Source organism: Mycolicibacter hiberniae, from assembly GCF_010729485.1.
GTDB classification, from domain to species: domain Bacteria; phylum Actinomycetota; class Actinomycetes; order Mycobacteriales; family Mycobacteriaceae; genus Mycobacterium; species Mycobacterium hiberniae.
Window position 1 is genome coordinate 4,314,220 of sequence record NZ_AP022609.1, and the last position, 16,647, is coordinate 4,330,866.

The following is a 16,647-nucleotide window of genomic DNA, read 5'->3' on the forward strand; positions in this document are numbered from 1 at the left end:
GGCCCCGGGCGGATCAGCTCGGCGCACCACCCTTGATCAGGTTGATGCCGGTTCGTTAGGAACGTCCGGGTTCGGGTTGCGGCCGAAGCGCTCGCGGAACGCCTCCACGGTGTAACCGACCAGGGTCGCTTCCCGGGGTGCCCGGACCGCAGCCGAGCGCGGAATCCGCACCAGGGGCCCGAGCGGACCGGTGAAGTGGCCGGACTTGCCGATCTTGAGCGGGCCGCCGCCGGGGTCGCCAGGATGCGGGGCGATCTCCACCTCCCCGTCGGTGACCACGTAGATCAGGTCCTCGACGGTGCCCTGTTCCAGCAGAACCGAGCCGGGCCCAAGCCGGACCGGGGCCTGCGGGGACGGCTCGGGCATACCGGACGGGGACAGCTCGACGACGATGTCGGCCAGGGGCACGATCCGGGTGTCGTGGGTGGCCACCACCACGACGCGGTCACCGGCGGCCAGCAGCCGCAGCAGTTGCACCACCTCGCCGGCCCGGGCGTAATCCAATTGCGCGGTGGGCTCGTCGGCCAGGATCAAGGGCGGATCCAGGGCCAGCGCGCGGGCCACCGCCACCCGCTGCTGCTGGCCGCCGCTGAGCTGCCCGGGCCGGTGATGCGTCCGGTCGGCCAGGCCGACCCGGGTCAGCAGGTCGCGGCCGCGCTCCTGAGCCGACCATTGTGTCCAGCCGGCCGCCCACATCGGGACCATCACGTTCTCCAGCGCCGTCAGGCTCGGCACCAGATTGAACGCCTGGAAGACGATTCCGACGGTGCGCCGGCGGTAAGCAGTGAGGTCGCGCCTGCGCAGTGCGGTGACGTCGGTGGCGCCGAAGCGGATCTGGCCGGCGGTGGGGCTCAAGATGCCGCCCAGGCAGGACAGCAGGGTGGTCTTGCCGCAGCCGCTGGGGCCCAGCACCACCACCAGCGAACCGGCCGGGACATCCAGGCTCAAGCCGTGAATCGGACGGACCGGGTCCCCGCCGCGGGTGGCGTACTCGATCACCAGATCGCGGATCCGCAAGTCCCCCATGGGCTAGGGCCCCCCGAACGCCAGCACCGGGTCCACCGCCACCGCATGCCGCAAGCCGGCCAGGCTGGCGAGCAGACCGATGCCCACCGCGGTCACCATCAGCAGGGCGAACGACGACGGCGTCACCGCGACCAGCATCGGGAACAGCGGGCCGACGGACACCGCGAGCACGCCGCCGAGGACGGCCGCGCTCACCGCGACCACCACCGCCTGCAGCGCCAGGCCCGCCAGCACCATCCAGGTGGTGACGCCCAGCGCCTTGAACACCGCGAAGTCGCGGGTGCGCTCCAGGGCCGACAGGTAGACCAGCGAGCCGACGATCAGTGCGGCCACGGCCCACAACAAGATCGACATGTAGGACAGGGCCATCTGCGCACCCGCCAGCGGGCGGACCATGTCGTCGACGGCGGCGGTCCGGTCCACGACGCGGTAGCCCGTCGGCACGTGCGCCGGGTTTCCCCGCACGCCGATCGCGGAGGCCACCGGTTGACCCGAATACATCAGCCGCTGGGCGCCGGCCACGGTCAGGAAGCCGTTGGGCTGGCCGGCCAGCGTCGTCGACTTCTCCACCAGCCCGACGATCCGTAGCTTCTCCGCGCCGAGCTCGATCTCATCGCCGAGGGAGCGCCGCAACGTTGTCGACATCGCGATCTCGTCGGGTGCGGCCGGAACCCGCCCGGCGCTCAGTGGCGGCATCGCGTCGCGGGGCACGCCGTAGATGTTCACGTTCAGCGGCGACCGGCCGTCCTGCACGATGGTGTTGCCGTAGACCACGGGCAACGCCGCCTGCACGCCGGAGATCCGGGCGACGTTCCCGGGCTCGTTCTGGGGGAACCGGGACGAGCCCATGAACGGTCCCACCGCGGCCGTCTGGATCAGGTAGGCGTCGATTCCCAGTGAATCGACCACATGTTCGGCCTCGACCCGGAAACCGTGGGTCAAACCGGCCAGCACCAGGGTCAGGGCGAAGACCAGCGCGGTGCCCACGACGGCCACGATGAACCTGCGTAATCGCCATTGCAGATCGCGAAGAGCGGTGATTAACAGCCGCACGCGCGCATGTTATCGCAGCGTGCGGCGCCTATCGTGGACGGCGGCCCGCCCGAGGGGTTGCGGCAAATCCGGAATGGTGGGTTAACCGCCGGGTTTTGGGCTACAAATACACTCACGCCAGCTTCATGGGCCCGGCGTACGCCGCACGGAGGGGGTCGGTGATGGACTACGCTGCGCTGCCACCGGAGATCAACTCACTGCGTATCTATACCGGGCCGGGATCTGCGCCGATGCGCGCGGCCGCCGCCGCCTGGGGTGCGGTGTCGGCCGAGCTGCACGCGGCCGCCGCATCCTATGAATCGGTGATCGCCGAGCTGACCGCCCAGGCCTGGCGGGGGCCGTCCGCGACGGCACTGGCACGGGCCGCCGACCTCTACGTCGCCTGGCTGGCCGCAACCGCGGCGCAGATCGACCAGACGACGGCGCAGGCGAACGCGGCGGCGGCGGCCTACGAGGCGGCGCACAGCGCCACGGTCCCGCCCTCGGTGGTGGCGGCCAACCGGGCCCAGTTGCTGCTGCTGATCGCCACCAACGTGCTGGGCACCAATACCGCGGCGATCGCTGCCAACGAGGCCGAGTACGGCGAGATGTGGGCCCAGGACGCAGCCGCGATGTACGCCTACGCCGCGGCGTCCGCGGCCGCCACCGGGCTCGCGCCGTTCGAGGAGCCGCCGCGGACCAGCAATCCCGCCGGGCCCGCCGGCCAGGACGCCGCCGCGGCGAGTGCCGAAGCCACGTCGTCGTCGCTGGATGTGCAGTCGCTGCTGGGGCAGCTGGCCTCGGGGATCTTCGGGTCGCCGCAGAGTGCCGCCGCGCAGGTCGGGACGGCGGCCGTGGTCGGGCCCGCCCAGGGGATCGAGGACATCTTCACGCTGCCCAGCCTCTCCGACATCTTCGGTCTCAACGCGCTGTCGGCGGTTGCCCTGGCGCTGTCCGCCGGTGCCTGGTCCTCGGCCAGCGCCAGCACCCGCGAAATCCTCGCCGAGCAGGATCAGCTGGAGCTGGTGGAGTACGAGATCCTCAACGCGATCGACCTGTTCTCGCCGTTGACCCCGTCGCGGCCGGCGGTTCCCGGTGTCGGGCTGTCGGCGGCGATGGGAGAGGCGTTCAGTGCCGGGAATCTTTCGGTGCCGGTCAATTGGGCGGCCAACGCCCCGGAGATCCGCACGCTGTCCTACACCAAGCCGCTGGTCGGGCCCGGCGTCGGCGCTGCGCCGGCGGCATCGCTGGCCGGCGCCGGCACGGCGTTCAGCCAGATGGCGCTGGCGGGCATGGGCGGCAGCGCCCTGGCCGGTTCGGTCAGTCGGGGCCGCGGCGGCACCGACGCGCCGGCGCGGGTCCAGACGCCGCAGCGGGCCGCCGCAGATGCCGGGGCCGGCGCCGCAACCGGAGATGGCGACGGCGTCCCGGCGCCGACGAAGATGGGTATCGCCGCCGAGATCCGCGAATTCGCCGAATTGCGCGACCGCGGCCTGATCAGCAACGACGAGTACAACGAACAGAAGATGCGCCTGCTGGGCCAGTGACCCGGCGCGGTGTCAGGCGCGGGTCAGCAACAACGTGTACGGGACCCCGGCGCGCCCGAGCAACTGACGCCACGGGGGCTTCAGCCGCCCGACCGCCTCCTCGGTCGACACCACCCGGGGATTGGTCACCGCGAACGTCTTTCCGCCGACCTTGACCCGCCCGCCGCCGGCGGCTTCCAGGTTCTTCACCCAGTCGCGGCGGGTGCCGTACGGCAGCAACACCGCGACGCCGTCGTCGGTGTGAAACATCGAGACCGGGGTGCGGTAGGCGGTGCCGGAACGCCGGCCGGTGTGCTCGACGAGCGACCACATCGGCACCCACCCGCAAAACGGCCGGAACAGCGGGTTCGTCACCACCCTGTTGAAGCGGGCGCGCCGGTCGGAGAAGCGCACCATCTAGCCCTGCCTGGTGAGCAGCACCGCCTGCTCGAACGGCAACCGGGCGAAGACGTTGCGGGTGCGGGGGCTGACATGCTCGGCCGCCTCGGCCCTGCTCACCACCCGGGGATTGGTCACCTCGAACGTCTTACCGCGGCGGCGCATCCGGCCGCCGCCGGCGGCCATGATGTTCTTCAGCCAGTCGCGGTCCGGGCCGTAGGTCAGCAGAACGGCCACGCCGTCATCGGTGCTGAACACGCTCAGCGGGGTCCGGTAGGGCTTGCCGGAGCGCCGGCCGACGTGCTCGAGGATGCCGAACGTAGGAGCCCAGCCGGCCCACATTCGCTGGATGGGGTTGGTGACGTACCGGTTGAACCGGGCCAGCCGCTGCGGTAGTTGCATGAGAGTCATCAAACCCCGTGGTCGTGGCCCCACTCAAGACCCAGTCGCAGTGACTGACTCCTACACCCCGTAGTCGACCGGGCCGGATCGGCTGGGACACTGGGCGTCGTGGGTAATGCGGAAGGTGCCACGGCAGTATCGGAACGGTTGTTCGCCGAGGCCTGCGCGGTGATCCCCGGCGGGGTGAACTCGCCCGCTCGGGCGTTCGCCGCGGTGGGGGGCACGCCGCGCTTCATCACCGAGGCGCACGGCTGCTGGCTGACCGACGCCGACGGCCACCGCTATGTCGACCTGGTCTGTTCGTGGGGACCGATGATCCTGGGCCACGCCCACCCCGCGGTGGTCGAGGCGGTCCGCGCCGCGGCCGGCGCCGGCCTGTCCTTCGGGGCGCCGACCCGAACCGAAACCGAGCTGGCGGCCGAGATCATCGCCCGGGTGCCCGCGGTGCACAAGGTCCGGCTGGTCAACTCCGGCACCGAAGCCACCATGAGCGCCCTGCGGCTGGCCCGCGGCTTCACCGGCCGGGCCAAGGTCATCAAGTTCTCCGGCTGCTACCACGGCCACGTCGATGCCCTGCTCGCCGACGCCGGATCGGGGGTGGCCACCCTGGCCCTGCCGTCGTCGCCGGGGGTCACCGGCGCCACCGCCGCCGACACCATCGTGCTGCCCTACAACGATGTCGACGCCGTCCGCGGGGCCTTCGCCGAGTTCGGCGACCAGATCGCCGCCGTCATCACCGAAGCCAGCCCCGGCAACATGGGCGTCGTGCCGCCGGCGCCCGGCTTCAACGCCGAACTGCGCGCGATCACCGCCGAACACGGCGCCCTGCTGATCATCGACGAGGTGATGACGGGTTTCCGGGTGAGCGCCGGTGGCTGGTACGGCCTGGACCCCGTGGACGCCGACCTGTTCACCTTCGGCAAGGTGATCAGCGGCGGCCTGCCGGCTGCGGCCTTCGGCGGCCGGGCCGACGTGATGGACCGGCTGGCGCCGCTGGGGCCGGTCTATCAGGCCGGGACCCTGTCGGGTAACCCGGTGGCCACCGCCGCGGGCCTGGCCACCCTGCGCGCCGCCGACGACGATGTCTACGCCGCGCTGGACAAGAACGCCGACCGGCTGACGGTGCTGCTGGCCGACGCGCTGACAGCCGCCGGGGTGCCGCACCAGATTCCGCGCGCGGGAAACATGTTCAGCGTGTTCTTCGCCGACGAACCGGTCACCGACTTCGCCGCCGCCCGGGCCAGCCAGACCTGGCGCTTCCCGGCGTTCTTCCACTCGCTGCTGGACGCCGGCGTCTACCCGCCGTGCAGTGCCTTCGAGGCATGGTTCGTCTCGGCGGCCCTCACCGAGGAGGCGTTCGACCGGATCGCCACCGCATTGCCCGCCGCGGCCCGTGCCGCGGCCACCACCACGGAGCCCAACCACTGATGGCCGAAGAAACCCGCGTCCACCTGATCCGCCACGGCGAGGTGCACAATCCCGACGGCATTCTCTACGGCCGGCTGCCCGGTTTCCGGCTGTCCGACACCGGCCGCGCCCAGGCCGTGGCCGCCGCCGAACTGCTGGCCGGCCGCGACATCGTCGCCGTGATCGCCTCGCCGCTGCAGCGCGCCCAGGAGACGGCCGCCCCGATCGCCGCCCGGCACAACCTGACGATCGACACCGACCATGACCTGATCGAGTCGGCCAACATCTTCGAGGGCAAGCGGGTTTCGCCCGGCGACGGCGCCTGGCGCAACCCCCGGTTCTGGTGGCACCTGCGCGACCCGTTCACCCCGTCGTGGGGCGAGCCCTACGGCCAGATCGCCGCCCGCATGGCCGCCGCGGTGGACAAGGCGCGGGCCCGCGCCGCCGGCCACGAGGCGGTGTGCGTCAGCCATCAGCTGCCGGTCTGGACCGCCCGTCAACACCTCACCGGCAACCGGCTCTGGCACGACCCGCGCCGCCGGCAGTGCGACGTGGGGTCGGTGACCACGCTGATCTACGCCGGTGATCGTCTCGTCGACGTCGATTACCAGGTCCCGGCCGGCGGCTGACGATGCGGGCGGTGCTGATCGTCGGGACGGTGCTGGCCGCCCTGATCTCGGGGTGTTCAGTCGGCGACGACGCCGTCACACACGGCGGCACCTTCGAATTCGTCTCCCCCGGGGGCAAGACCGACATCGTCTACGACCCGCCGGAAACCCGCGGCCGGCCCGGTCCGATCTCCGGGCCCGACCTGATGGACACCGGCCGCACCCTCAGCGTGGCCGACTTTCCCGGGCAGGTCGTCGTCGTCAACGTCTGGGGCCAGTGGTGCGGGCCCTGCCGTTCCGAGGTCAGCCAGCTGCAACAGGTTTACGACGCCACCCGCGCCCAGGGCGTTGCGTTCCTGGGCATCGACGTCCGCGACCCCGACCCGCAGGCGCCCCGCGACTTCATCGCCGATCGCCGGGTGACGTACCCGTCGATCTACGACCCGGCCATGCGCACCATGATCGCGTTCGGCGGACGCTATCCCTCCTCGGTGATCCCGGCGACCATGGTGCTCGACCGGGCGCACCGGGTGGCGGCGGTGTTCCTGCGCGAAGTCCTTGCCGAAGACCTGCAGCCCGTCGTGCAGCGGTTGGCCGCCGAGGCGGCGCCGTGAGCGGCTTCACCGCCACCGTCACCTCCGGTCCGTTGCTGCTGGCCGTCGCGGTGTCGACCCTGGCCGGGCTGGTGTCGTTCGCCTCGCCGTGCGTGGTGCCGCTGGTGCCCGGCTACCTGTCCTACCTGGCGGCGGTGGTCGGCGTCGAAGAAAGGCCCGACCTGCCCGATACCGGTGCAGCCCCTCCCGGCGCCCGGTGGCGCGTCGCGGGTTCGGCGGCGCTGTTCGTCGCCGGATTCACCGCGGTCTTTCTGCTCGGCTCGGTGGCCGTGCTGGGCATGACCAGCACGCTGATCACCAACCAGGTGCTGCTGCAGCGGGTCGGCGGCGTGGTGACGATTCTGATGGGGTTGGTGTTCGTCGGGTTCGTGCCGGCGCTGCAACGCCCCCTTCGCTTCACCCCTGCGCAGCTGTCGACCGTGGTCGGGGCACCGCTTCTGGGTGCGGTGTTCGCGCTCGGCTGGACACCCTGCCTGGGGCCGACCCTGACCGGCGTGATCGCAGTGGCCTCCACCACCGACGGCGCCGGGGTGGCCCGGGGAGTGCTGCTGGTGATCGCCTACTGCCTGGGGCTGGGGGTGCCGTTCGTGGCGCTGGCCTTCGGGTCGGCCAGCGCAGTGGCCGGGCTGGGCTGGCTGCGCCGGCACACCCGGTCCATTCAGGTGCTCGGCGGCGTGCTGCTGATCGCGGTGGGCCTGGCTCTGCTCACCGGCGTGTGGGATCACTTCGTCGCCGTGATCCGAGACGGCTTGGTCTCCGACGTCAGGCTTCCCATCTGATGGCCGCACCCACCACCGCCCCGGCCCGTCGGGGACCGATCGCGCGGCTGGCCGCCCGGGTCCGCAACACCTGGCGGGCGCTGACCTCGATGGGCACCGCGCTGGTGCTGCTGGTGCTGCTGGCGCTGGCCGCGATCCCGGGGGCACTGCTGCCACAACGCAGCCTCAACGCCGCCAAGGTCGACGAGTACTTGGCGCTGCACCCGGTACTGGGGCCCTGGCTCGACCGGCTGGAGGCGTTCGACGTCTTCTCCAGCTTCTGGTTCACCGCCATCTACGTCCTGCTGTGCGTGTCGCTGATCGGCTGTCTGACGCCCCGGACCCTCGAGCACCTGCGCAGCCTGCGCGCCGTACCGGTCGCCGCGCCGCGCAACCTGGCCCGGCTGCCCAAGCACGCCCAGACGCACCTGGCCGGCGACCCCGAACAGCTCGGCGCCCAGATGGCGGACGCGCTGCGCGGCTGGCGCCGGGTGATCCGTTCGGAGCAGGGCACCGTCGAAGTGTCGGCGGAAAAGGGCTACCTGCGCGAGTTCGGCAACCTGGTCTTCCATTTCGCGTTGCTGGGGCTGCTGGGCGCCGTTGCGGTGGGCCGGCTGTTCGGCTACGAGGGCAACGTGATGGTGATCGCCGACGGCGGGCCGGGTTTCTGCTCGGCCTCGCCCGCCGCGTTCGACTCGTTCCGCGCCGGGGCCACCGTGGACGGCACCAAACTGCATCCGTTGTGTGTGCGGGTCAACGACTTCACCGCCGACTACCTGCCCACCGGGCTGGCCACGTCCTTCACCGCGCACATCGACTACCAGGCCGGCGAGGACTTGACCACCGGGCAGTGGCGGCCCTACCGGCTGGAGGTCAACCACCCGCTGCGGGTCGGCGGTGTGCGCGCCTACCTGCAGGGGCACGGTTACGCACCCACCTTCACGGTGGTCTTCCCGGACGGGCAGACCCGGACCCAGACGGTGCAGTTCCGCCCGGACAACCCGCTGACCCTGTTGTCGTCGGGCGCGGTCCGGATCGACCCGCCGGCCGGGACCTATCCCGACGCCGCCGAGCGGCGGAAACACCAGATCGGCATCCAGGGGCTGTTCGCGCCGACCGAACAACTCGACAACCGGCTGCTGTCATCGGCATTCCCCGCGATGAACGACCCCGCGGTCGCGATCGACGTCTACCGCGGGGACACCGGGCTCGACACCGGCCGGCCGCAGAGCCTGTTCAGTCTGGATTCCCGGCTGATCGACCAGGGCCGGCTGACCAAGGTGGCCCGGTCCAATCTCAAGGCCGGTGAAGAGATCCGTCTCGACGACGGCACCCGGGTGCGTTTCGACGGCGCGCTGCCGTTCGTCAACATCCAGATCTCGCATGACCCGGCGGAGATCTGGGTGCTGGTGTTCGCCATGACGATGATGGCCGGCCTGGTGATCTCCCTGGTGGTGCGCCGCCGGCGGATCTGGATCCGGATCACGCCGGTGGGACCGAGTGGGCAGCCCGGTACGGTGAACGTCGAGGTGGGCGGGCTCGCTCGCACCGACAACTCCGGCTGGGGTGACGAGTTCGAGCGGTTGAGCACCCGGCTGTTCGGCAAGGAGACGTAGGTGAATACGAGTCATATCGACATCGGGCTGGCGCGCTACTCCGACTGGGCGTTCACCTCGGCGATGATCGTGCTGGTCATGGCGCTGCTGCTGCTGGCCGTCGAGCTGGCCTACAGCCGGGCACGCACCCCGGCCGAGGCCGAGCTGGTCGCGGCCGGCGGGGTGCGCACCGACAGTGCCACGCCGGGGCTGGTGGTTCCCGCGCAGCGCCGGCCCCTGGGCGAGCGGGTGGGCCGCGCCGGCCTGGCCCTGGTCTACCTGGGCATCGCCCTGCTGCTGGCCTGCATCGTGTTCCGCGGCGCCGCCACGCTGCGCCCGCCGTGGGGCAACATGTACGAGTTCATCAACCTGACCTGCTTCTCCGGGTTGGTGGCTTCCGCCGTCGCGCTGCGCCGGCCGCAACACCGCAGCCTGTGGGTGTTCGTGCTGCTGCCGGTGCTGATCCTGCTCACGGTCTCCGGGCGCTGGCTCTACGCCACGGCGGCGCCGGTCATGCCGGCCCTGCAGTCGTACTGGCTGCCGATCCACGTCTCGGTGGTCAGCATCGGATCCGGAGTGTTCCTGGTGGCCGGGGTGGCCAGCATTCTGTTTCTGATCCGCTCCTCGCGGCTCAGCGACCCCGAAACGCCCGGTGCCCTGGCGCGCATGGTGCGCCGGCTGCCCGATGCGCAGACCCTGGACCGCATCGCCTACCGGACCACCATTTTCGCGTTCCCGGTGTTCGGCTTCGGCGTGATTTTCGGCGCGATCTGGGCGGAGGGGGCGTGGGGCCGCTACTGGGGCTGGGACCCCAAGGAGACCGTCTCCTTCATCGCGTGGGTGGTCTACGCCGCCTACCTGCACGCGCGGTCCACCGCCGGGTGGCGCGACTACAAGGCGGCGTGGATCAACGTGGTGGGCTTCGCGGCGATGATCTTCAACCTGTTTTTCGTCAACCTCGTGACCGTCGGCCTGCACTCCTACGCCGGAGTCGGCTAATAAAGCTGTCAGTTTCCTTTATGACGGCTGCGCTACCCTGCGGTTATCGGCGTCCATCGACGTCCCAGCCACGCTGACAGGGGAGAATCACGTGTCCGACCACGCATCCGGTGATACCACTGCGAGCCACGACGTGACCGACCATCCGACCACCCAGTTCCGGCCGTACCAGCACGTCGGCGAGGCAGCTGACCGCCCCGCCGCCGGAACGGATTCCGGGGCCACCGGGTCGATCGACCAGCGTGCCGAGGCACCGGAGACCCGTTCCTTCGGGGGCTTCCGCACCGAGCGGCGGTTCTCCGAACCGGTCGACCCGTGGCCGCCGACCCCCGCGGAGGGCCGCGGCCGGCAACAGTCGTGGAACCCCAACGCCTCCACCACCTGGATTCCACAGCCGATGGAGAACCCCGCTCCCGTCTTCTACGGCGGCAGCCCCGGCGGTGCGGCCCATGCCCCCCAGCGTCCCGCCGAGTCCATCGCGCCGTTCTCGGACCTGTCCACCACGTCGTTGTTGCGGCAGGTCAAGCCGCCGCCGACCTCAGGCTGGCGGCGCCTGCTCTATGTGCTGTCCGGTCAGCTCATCAATGTCGGCGAGAGCCCCCGAACCATCCGGTTCAACGACTTGGTGTCGCAGGTGAACCGGCCGCTGCAGGGCTGTCACCGGATCGCGGTGCTGTCCCTGAAGGGCGGCGTCGGCAAGACCACCATCACCGCGACCCTGGGCTCGACGTTCGCCTCCATCCGAGGCGACCGGGTGGTCGCCGTGGACGCCAATCCCGACCGCGGCACGCTGAACCAGAAGGTGCCGATGGAGACGCCGGCCACGGTGCGGCACCTGTTGCGCGACGCCGACGGCATCCAGCGCTACAGCGACGTGCGCAGCTACACCAACCAGGGGCCCAGCCGCCTCGAGGTGCTGGCCTCCGACAGTGACCCGGCGGTCTCGGAGGCCTTCAGCGGCGAGGATTACGCCAGCACATTGCAGGTACTGGAGCGGTTCTACAGCCTGGTCCTGACCGACTGCGGCACCGGTCTGATGCACTCCGCCATGTCGGCGGTGCTCGCCAAGGCCGACACCCTGATCGTGGTCAGTTCCGGTTCGGTCGATGGTGCCCGCAGTGCCTCGGCGACGCTGGACTGGCTCGACGCGCACGGCCACGAGGACCTGGTGCGTAACTCGATCGCGGTCATCAACGCGGTGCGGCCCCGCTCCGGCAAGGTCGACATGCAGAAAGTGGTCGACCACTTCTCCCGCCGCTGCCGCGCGGTGCGGTTGGTGCCGTTCGACCCGCACTTGGAAGAGGGCGCGGAGATCGACCTATCGCGGCTGAAGCGGGAGACCCGCGAGGCACTGGTCGAACTGGCCGCCGTCGTCGCCGAGGCGTTCCCGGGCGACGACCGGTTCAACCAGCACTTCGTCTGATCGGACGGTTGCGGCCCGGGTGCAGCTCTAGGGCTGGTTGTCGCCGTGGCTGATGCGCCACAGGAATTCTGGATCGTCGTCGGGACCGATCACGCGCGTCTTCGGCCGGCTGCGAGCCGTACGCAGGCCGAGGTAGATCAGCGTTCCCAGGGTCAGGACGAGGAGCAGGTAGAGCACTCGCGACACCTCCTGGCGCCGAATATACCTTTAGCGGCCAACGAACCGGTCCGGCCCGTCAGTACCCTTGATGATCGTGGAGACAGGTCGGGCCCGGGCGGGCCGTGCGGTACTCGATGTGGCGCTGTACACCGTGGCACGGTTGGCGCTGGTAGTCGTACTGACTGCGGTGATCTACGGGCTGGGCCGGCTGATCGGGCTCAGCGACTTCCCGCCGATCATCGCGGCGATGCTGGCGCTGATCGTCGCGCTGCCGTTGGGGATGTGGCTTTTCACGCCGCTGCGCAGACGGGCGACTCAGAGCCTGTCGGTGGCCGGGGATCGCCGGCGCCAGGAGCGAGCGGAACTGCAGGCCCGGCTGCGCGGGGACACCGAGCCCGGCGGCGAGTAGGACAACGCGATCGCAGACCCAGGTGACTGTGCCCCGGGTCTAGAAATGAATCACCCCGCGGATGTTCTTTCCGGCGCGCAGATCCTGCATGGCCTCGTTGATCTGGTCGAGCTTGTAGCGCTGGGTGATCAACTCGTCGAGCTTGAGGGTCCCGGCTTCGTACATCGACAGTAAGCGCGGCATCGCCTCACGCGGATTCATCTCCCCGTACAGCACGCCCTTGAGGGTCTTGCAGGAGCTCACCATGTCCGGCAGGACCAGCGGCACCATCATGTCGGAGACCTTGGCCATCCCGGTCAGCACGCACGTTCCGCCTTTGCGCAGCAGCATCATGGCGATCATCACCAGCTCCGTCGGTACCACGCCCGGGCACAGCACCACCCGATCCGCCATCACGCCCCAGGTCAGCTCCTTGACCAGCTCGAGAGCGGCCGCGGCGTCGGGAGCGGTGTGGGTGGCGCCGAAGCTCGGCGCGATCTCGCGTTTGAACTCGTTCGGATCCACGGCGATCACATGCTTGGCACCGGCGGCCTTGGCGCCCTGCACGGCATTCATGCCGATTCCGCCCACTCCCACCACGACCACGGTGTCGCCGACCTCGGTGCCCGCCGCGACCGAACCCGAGCCGAAACCGGTTGTCACACCGCAGGACACCAGCGATGCCGCCTCCAGCGGGATCCAGTCGTTGATCCTGACCAGTGAGCGTTCGGACGCAACGACGTACTCAGCGAACGTGCCGACCTGCATCATGGCCATCAGGTCCTCGCCGCCCAGATGGCGGCGCCGGGTGTGGTCGGTGGTCATGTCTTTGCTGTAGATGTCGGCGCCGACATCGCACAGGTAGGTCTGGCCCACCACACAGAACCGGCAGCTGCCGCATGCTGGAAAAAATGAGATGGCCACATGGTCGCCGGGCTTGAGCGTGGTGACACCCGGTCCCACTTCTTCGACCACTCCGGAGCCCTCGTGTCCGCCGAGCATCGGGAACCATTCGGGAACCGGCACCCCGGCGGCCCGCATCATCTCCTCCATGTCGGGGCTGGGCACGCTGTCGCCGGAGTAGAAGTGTTCGTCGGAGTGGCAGATGCCCGCATAGGCCATCTTCACCAGCACCTCACCCGCTTTGGGCGGGTCGAGTTCGATTTCGGTGACTTCCCAGTCGATTCCGATGCCCCGCAGGACCGCCGCCGCGCACTTCACGGTGCCGGCCAACCGACGGTCTTGGTCTCGGTGAAGATCTCCAGACCCTCGAGGCCGCACTGGCGTCCGACCCCCGATTGCTTGTAGCCGCCGAACGGGGCATCGGCCCCGTACCACAGGCCACCGTTGATCCCCAGGGTGCCGGTGCGGATCCGGCCGGCTACGGCCTTGGCGCGCTCCAGATCATTGGCGAACAGCACGCCGGACAGGCCGTAGATGGAATCGTTGGCGATGCGCACCGCCTCGTCGTCGTCGGCGAAACCGATCACTGACAGGACCGGCCCGAAGATCTCTTCCTGCGCAATGGTCATCGAGTTGTCGACGTCGGCGAATATCGTTGGTTCGACGAAGAATCCCCTGGGGGTGTCCTTGGGGATGCCGCCGCCGGTGACCAGGCGCGCGCCCTCGTCCTTGCCCTTCTGGATATAGCCCAGCACGCGTTCCTGCTGCCGTCGGGAGACCTGCGGCCCCTGCAGCACCGACGGGTCGGTTGGGTCCCCGTACCTGTTGCGCTCCATGGCGACCTTCACGATCTCCACGGCCTCGGCGTAACGGGAGTGGGGCACCAACAGCCGGGTGGGCATCGCGCAGCCCTGGCCGGCATGCATGGAGATGAAGGCGCTGCCGCCGACCGCTGCGCTGATGTCGCCGTCGTCTTCGAGGATCAGATACACCGACTTGCCGCCGAGCTCGAGGAAGGTCGGCTTGATGGTCTGGGCGGCGGCGGTCATGATGCGGCGGCCGGTGGCGGTGGAACCGGTGAAAGCGACCATGTCCACCAGCGGAGACGTCGACAGCACCTCGCCGACCAGATGATCGGATGAGGTCACGATATTGATGACGCCGGGGGGGATATCGGTCTGTTCGGCAATGATCCTGCCGATGCGGGTGGCGTTCCACGGCGTATCCGGCGCCGGCTTGAGCACCATGGTGTTGCCCATAGCCAGAATCGGACCGATCTTGTTGAGAATGATTTCGACGGGGAAGTTCCACGGCGTGATGACCCCGACCACCCCGACGGGCTCTTTCCACACCTCGCGGCGGGCAGGGGCCCCGATGCCGAAAGCATCTTTGTCGGGAAGGGAACGCTTCCAGGGGAATTGGCCGATCATGTCGGCCGGCCAGGTGAGCGCCTCCTTCAGCGGCACGTCGAGCTGGGGCCCGTAGGTGCTCAGCAGCGGACAACCGGCTTCCGCGATCAGTTCGGCACGGACCTCCTCGCGTTCGGCTTCCAGTGCCGCCTGCAGTTGCCGTAGCCCGGTGGCCCGCAACTCGCCGTTGCGCGACCAGTCCGTGTTGTCGAAGGCGTGCCGCGCGGCGGCCACGGCCCGCTCCATATCTGCGCGGGTGCCGTCGGCGGTGCTGCCCAGGACCTCCTCGGTCGCCGGGTTGATGTTGTCGAAGGTACGTCCGGTCTCGGAATCGACGAGCTTGCCGTCAATGAGCATGCGGGATTCGTGAGCCATGTGGTTGCTGTCCTTTACCACTGTCGAAGTTCCTTGACCGCCGCCGATGGCCGGGGCGCAAGCGTCAGATAGGGGATGAAACTGCTGTTGCCGCAGACCAGTACGGAGTGCACGACATCGGCCAGGTGACCGGCGTCGACGAGGCCGCCCTGCATCTCGCCTCGCTCCATCCACAGTCGGATCGCCTTCTCGAAGTCGGCGGGGTCCCAGTTCTTGTTGAATTCGGTCTGCGAATCGCCCTGACCGCCGAAACTGTCGCCGACTGCGAGCCGGGTGAAACCGATGTTGGGATGTTCGATGCGCCATGCCTCGACGAGTTTGTCGAGCGCGGCCTTCGTGACGGCGTATGCCCCGAGCAGGGGCCACGGATTGGTGTAGGACGCACTCAGCGATGACAGGTAAACCGCCGATCCGCCCGAAGCTGCCAGGTGCGGCGCGGCCGCGGCCGTGGCCAGCGATGCGCCGGTGACGTTGGTCGCAAACAGTTGAGCCCACTGCCCGGCATCAAGTTCGGCAAGCGGTGCCAGGATGCCCATCCCGGTGGTGTAGACGATGGCGTCCAGGCCGCCGAATGTTGCGGCCACCTCCGACATCGCAGCCCGGCACGAGTCGGAGTCGGTGACATCGCAGACCACGCCGATCGCCCCGTTGCCCGCCTCGTCGGCCGCTTTGGTCAGCCGCTCGCGGCGACGCGCGAGAAAGGCGACCCGCGCTCCCTTTCCGGCCAGACCCATGCCGATACAACGGCCCAGGCCGGCGGAGGCGCCCACCACGGCCACCCGCAGCGAACCGTTTTGGTCAGACATTCGGCTTCTCCCCCAGTGGAGGCGTCCGATGGTCGGCCTGGTCGATCATGAGCCTCCTCCGTTTGTCGAGAACGAAATTATCACGCAACAGAAACCTCCACTCGTCAAATCTGATAATTTCAATTTTCACGATGGTGCAAGTGATCGCCACGATGCGATATTGCCTAGGGCAACAACGTATTTCGATCGCGTGAGCGGAAGCTCAACAGGAGTCGGTTGAACGCCCCGGCGGCCCGCTTGCGGGCGGTGTCCGGCTGGACGGCATGGGCCACGAGCAGGGCTGCTTCCTCCAGCGCCGATACGAGCATGTGAGTCAGTTCGGTGACCGGCTGATCATCGATGATGCCCTCGGCGATGGCGTCGCGGACGGCCTCCTCGATCAAGGCGATGCTGTTGCCCTGCTGGATGGCGCGCAGCGTCTCCCAGCCCAGCACAACGGGGCCGTCGAGCAACATGATGCGCTGAACTTCGGGCTCGAGCGCCGCGTCGAGGAAGCCGTGCAGTCCGGTGCTGAGCCGCTCCCACGGGTCGCTGCCCGGCGGCGGCGATGCCAACGAGCGCAGCGTGAGGTCGCGTTCGACTTCCTCGAACACCGCCCGAAACAGCTCCGACTTATCCCTGAAGTGGTGATAGAAGGCGCCCCGGGTCCCTGCGCCGGACCGGCTGACCAAATCGCCGATGCTGGTGTTGAAGAAGCCCTGTTCCACGAACAGGACGCGACCGGCATCGACGAGGTCGCGCCGGGTCTGATCACCGCGTTCGCGGCGTTCCTCGTCAGTGCCTCCGCGCTTGGCCACGCCTGCGATCCTATCAACATT

At 69.3% G+C, this 16,647-nt stretch carries 18 protein-coding genes; 9 read left to right on the top strand and 9 right to left on the bottom strand.

The window, feature by feature from the left end:
• Window positions 1-36 precede the first annotated feature (36 nt).
• Together G6N14_RS20090 and G6N14_RS20095 are read right to left on the bottom strand one after the other, a co-directional pair.
• Window positions 37-1,026 carry an ABC transporter ATP-binding protein gene (locus G6N14_RS20090; protein WP_085136554.1) on the bottom strand — a complete coding sequence of 330 codons (990 nt, stop codon included), beginning with the start codon at window positions 1,024-1,026 and terminating at the stop codon, window positions 37-39.
• Between the two features lie 3 nt (window positions 1,027-1,029).
• On the bottom strand, window positions 1,030-2,073 hold the full coding sequence (locus tag G6N14_RS20095) for an ABC transporter permease (RefSeq protein ID WP_085136752.1): 1,044 nt from the start codon (window positions 2,071-2,073) through the stop codon (window positions 1,030-1,032).
• A gap of 167 nt (window positions 2,074-2,240) precedes the next feature.
• On the opposite strand from G6N14_RS20095, the gene G6N14_RS21390 reads away from it, so the two are divergent.
• The gene (locus G6N14_RS21390) at window positions 2,241-3,605 is read left to right on the top strand and encodes a PPE family protein, SVP subgroup (protein WP_109559875.1); all 1,365 of its coding nucleotides are present in this window, start codon (window positions 2,241-2,243) and stop codon (window positions 3,603-3,605) included.
• A 12-nt stretch (window positions 3,606-3,617) separates the two neighbouring features.
• On the opposite strand, the gene G6N14_RS20105 is transcribed toward G6N14_RS21390, so the two are convergent.
• Complete coding sequence (locus tag G6N14_RS20105; RefSeq protein WP_085136556.1) at window positions 3,618-4,001, bottom strand: nitroreductase family deazaflavin-dependent oxidoreductase; 384 nt, start codon at window positions 3,999-4,001, stop codon at window positions 3,618-3,620.
• Complete coding sequence (locus tag G6N14_RS20110) at window positions 4,002-4,385, bottom strand: nitroreductase family deazaflavin-dependent oxidoreductase (RefSeq protein WP_085136557.1); 384 nt, start codon at window positions 4,383-4,385, stop codon at window positions 4,002-4,004.
• Between the two features lie 108 nt (window positions 4,386-4,493).
• On the opposite strand from G6N14_RS20110, the gene hemL reads away from it, so the two are divergent.
• From hemL to G6N14_RS20145, 7 genes are all read left to right on the top strand, one after another.
• Window positions 4,494-5,813 carry a glutamate-1-semialdehyde 2,1-aminomutase gene (gene hemL, locus G6N14_RS20115; RefSeq protein ID WP_085136558.1) on the top strand — a complete coding sequence of 440 codons (1,320 nt, stop codon included), beginning with the start codon at window positions 4,494-4,496 and terminating at the stop codon, window positions 5,811-5,813.
• A complete protein-coding gene (locus G6N14_RS20120; protein ID WP_085128106.1) occupies window positions 5,813-6,421 on the top strand; it encodes a histidine phosphatase family protein in 609 nt (202 codons plus the stop codon). Before hemL ends, G6N14_RS20120 begins: the two co-directional genes overlap by 1 nt.
• A 2-nt stretch (window positions 6,422-6,423) precedes the next feature.
• Window positions 6,424-7,014 carry a TlpA disulfide reductase family protein gene (locus G6N14_RS20125; protein ID WP_085128107.1) on the top strand — a complete coding sequence of 197 codons (591 nt, stop codon included), beginning with the start codon at window positions 6,424-6,426 and terminating at the stop codon, window positions 7,012-7,014.
• The gene (locus G6N14_RS20130; RefSeq protein ID WP_085128108.1) at window positions 7,011-7,793 is read left to right on the top strand and encodes a cytochrome c biogenesis CcdA family protein; all 783 of its coding nucleotides are present in this window, start codon (window positions 7,011-7,013) and stop codon (window positions 7,791-7,793) included. Before G6N14_RS20125 ends, G6N14_RS20130 begins: the two co-directional genes overlap by 4 nt.
• The gene (gene resB, locus G6N14_RS20135) at window positions 7,793-9,388 is read left to right on the top strand and encodes a cytochrome c biogenesis protein ResB (RefSeq protein WP_085128109.1); all 1,596 of its coding nucleotides are present in this window, start codon (window positions 7,793-7,795) and stop codon (window positions 9,386-9,388) included. Before G6N14_RS20130 ends, resB begins: the two co-directional genes overlap by 1 nt.
• Window positions 9,389-10,366, top strand: a complete 978-nt coding sequence (ccsB, locus tag G6N14_RS20140) for a c-type cytochrome biogenesis protein CcsB (protein ID WP_085128110.1) — start codon at window positions 9,389-9,391, stop codon at window positions 10,364-10,366.
• Window positions 10,367-10,457: 91 nt separating this feature from the next.
• Window positions 10,458-11,789: a MinD/ParA family ATP-binding protein gene (locus G6N14_RS20145; RefSeq protein WP_109559876.1), complete on the top strand. Its 1,332-nt coding sequence runs from the start codon at window positions 10,458-10,460 to the stop codon at window positions 11,787-11,789.
• A gap of 27 nt (window positions 11,790-11,816) precedes the next feature.
• Here the strand turns inward: G6N14_RS20145 and G6N14_RS20150 are convergent, their stop codons facing one another.
• The gene (locus G6N14_RS20150; protein WP_109559877.1) at window positions 11,817-11,966 is read right to left on the bottom strand and encodes a hypothetical protein; all 150 of its coding nucleotides are present in this window, start codon (window positions 11,964-11,966) and stop codon (window positions 11,817-11,819) included.
• A gap of 76 nt (window positions 11,967-12,042) precedes the next feature.
• Here G6N14_RS20150 and G6N14_RS20155 point away from each other — a divergent pair, with 76 nt between their 5' ends.
• Window positions 12,043-12,357, top strand: coding sequence for a DUF4229 domain-containing protein (locus G6N14_RS20155; RefSeq protein ID WP_234808975.1), 315 nt, complete (start codon window positions 12,043-12,045; stop codon window positions 12,355-12,357).
• A gap of 39 nt (window positions 12,358-12,396) precedes the next feature.
• Here G6N14_RS20155 and G6N14_RS20160 read toward each other — a convergent pair whose 3' ends face one another.
• From G6N14_RS20160 to G6N14_RS20175, 4 genes are all read right to left on the bottom strand, one after another.
• Window positions 12,397-13,557, bottom strand: a complete 1,161-nt coding sequence (locus G6N14_RS20160) for an NDMA-dependent alcohol dehydrogenase (protein WP_085136753.1) — start codon at window positions 13,555-13,557, stop codon at window positions 12,397-12,399.
• Window positions 13,554-15,023: an aldehyde dehydrogenase family protein gene (locus tag G6N14_RS20165; RefSeq protein ID WP_234808976.1), complete on the bottom strand. Its 1,470-nt coding sequence runs from the start codon at window positions 15,021-15,023 to the stop codon at window positions 13,554-13,556. Before G6N14_RS20165 ends, G6N14_RS20160 begins: the two co-directional genes overlap by 4 nt.
• A gap of 14 nt (window positions 15,024-15,037) precedes the next feature.
• A complete protein-coding gene (locus tag G6N14_RS20170; protein ID WP_085136560.1) occupies window positions 15,038-15,829 on the bottom strand; it encodes an SDR family oxidoreductase in 792 nt (263 codons plus the stop codon).
• A gap of 164 nt (window positions 15,830-15,993) precedes the next feature.
• A complete protein-coding gene (locus tag G6N14_RS20175) occupies window positions 15,994-16,626 on the bottom strand; it encodes a TetR/AcrR family transcriptional regulator (RefSeq protein ID WP_085136561.1) in 633 nt (210 codons plus the stop codon).
• Window positions 16,627-16,647: the final 21 nt, after the last annotated feature.

What these genes read in the sequence shown, in the direction of transcription:
- G6N14_RS20090 (WP_085136554.1), bottom strand. Translation starts at nt 1,026, where the DNA reads ATGGGGGACTTGCGGATCCGCGATCTGGTGATCGAGTACGCCACCCGC.
- G6N14_RS21390 (WP_109559875.1), top strand. Translation starts at nt 2,241, where the DNA reads ATGGACTACGCTGCGCTGCCACCGGAGATCAACTCACTGCGTATCTAT.
- G6N14_RS20105 (WP_085136556.1), bottom strand. Translation starts at nt 4,001, where the DNA reads ATGGTGCGCTTCTCCGACCGGCGCGCCCGCTTCAACAGGGTGGTGACG.
- G6N14_RS20110 (WP_085136557.1), bottom strand. Translation starts at nt 4,385, where the DNA reads ATGCAACTACCGCAGCGGCTGGCCCGGTTCAACCGGTACGTCACCAAC.
- G6N14_RS20120 (WP_085128106.1), top strand. Translation starts at nt 5,813, where the DNA reads ATGGCCGAAGAAACCCGCGTCCACCTGATCCGCCACGGCGAGGTGCAC.
- G6N14_RS20125 (WP_085128107.1), top strand. Translation starts at nt 6,424, where the DNA reads ATGCGGGCGGTGCTGATCGTCGGGACGGTGCTGGCCGCCCTGATCTCG.
- resB (WP_085128109.1), top strand. Translation starts at nt 7,793, where the DNA reads ATGGCCGCACCCACCACCGCCCCGGCCCGTCGGGGACCGATCGCGCGG.
- G6N14_RS20165 (WP_234808976.1), bottom strand. Translation starts at nt 15,023, where the DNA reads ATGGCTCACGAATCCCGCATGCTCATTGACGGCAAGCTCGTCGATTCC.
- G6N14_RS20170 (WP_085136560.1), bottom strand. Translation starts at nt 15,829, where the DNA reads ATGTCTGACCAAAACGGTTCGCTGCGGGTGGCCGTGGTGGGCGCCTCC.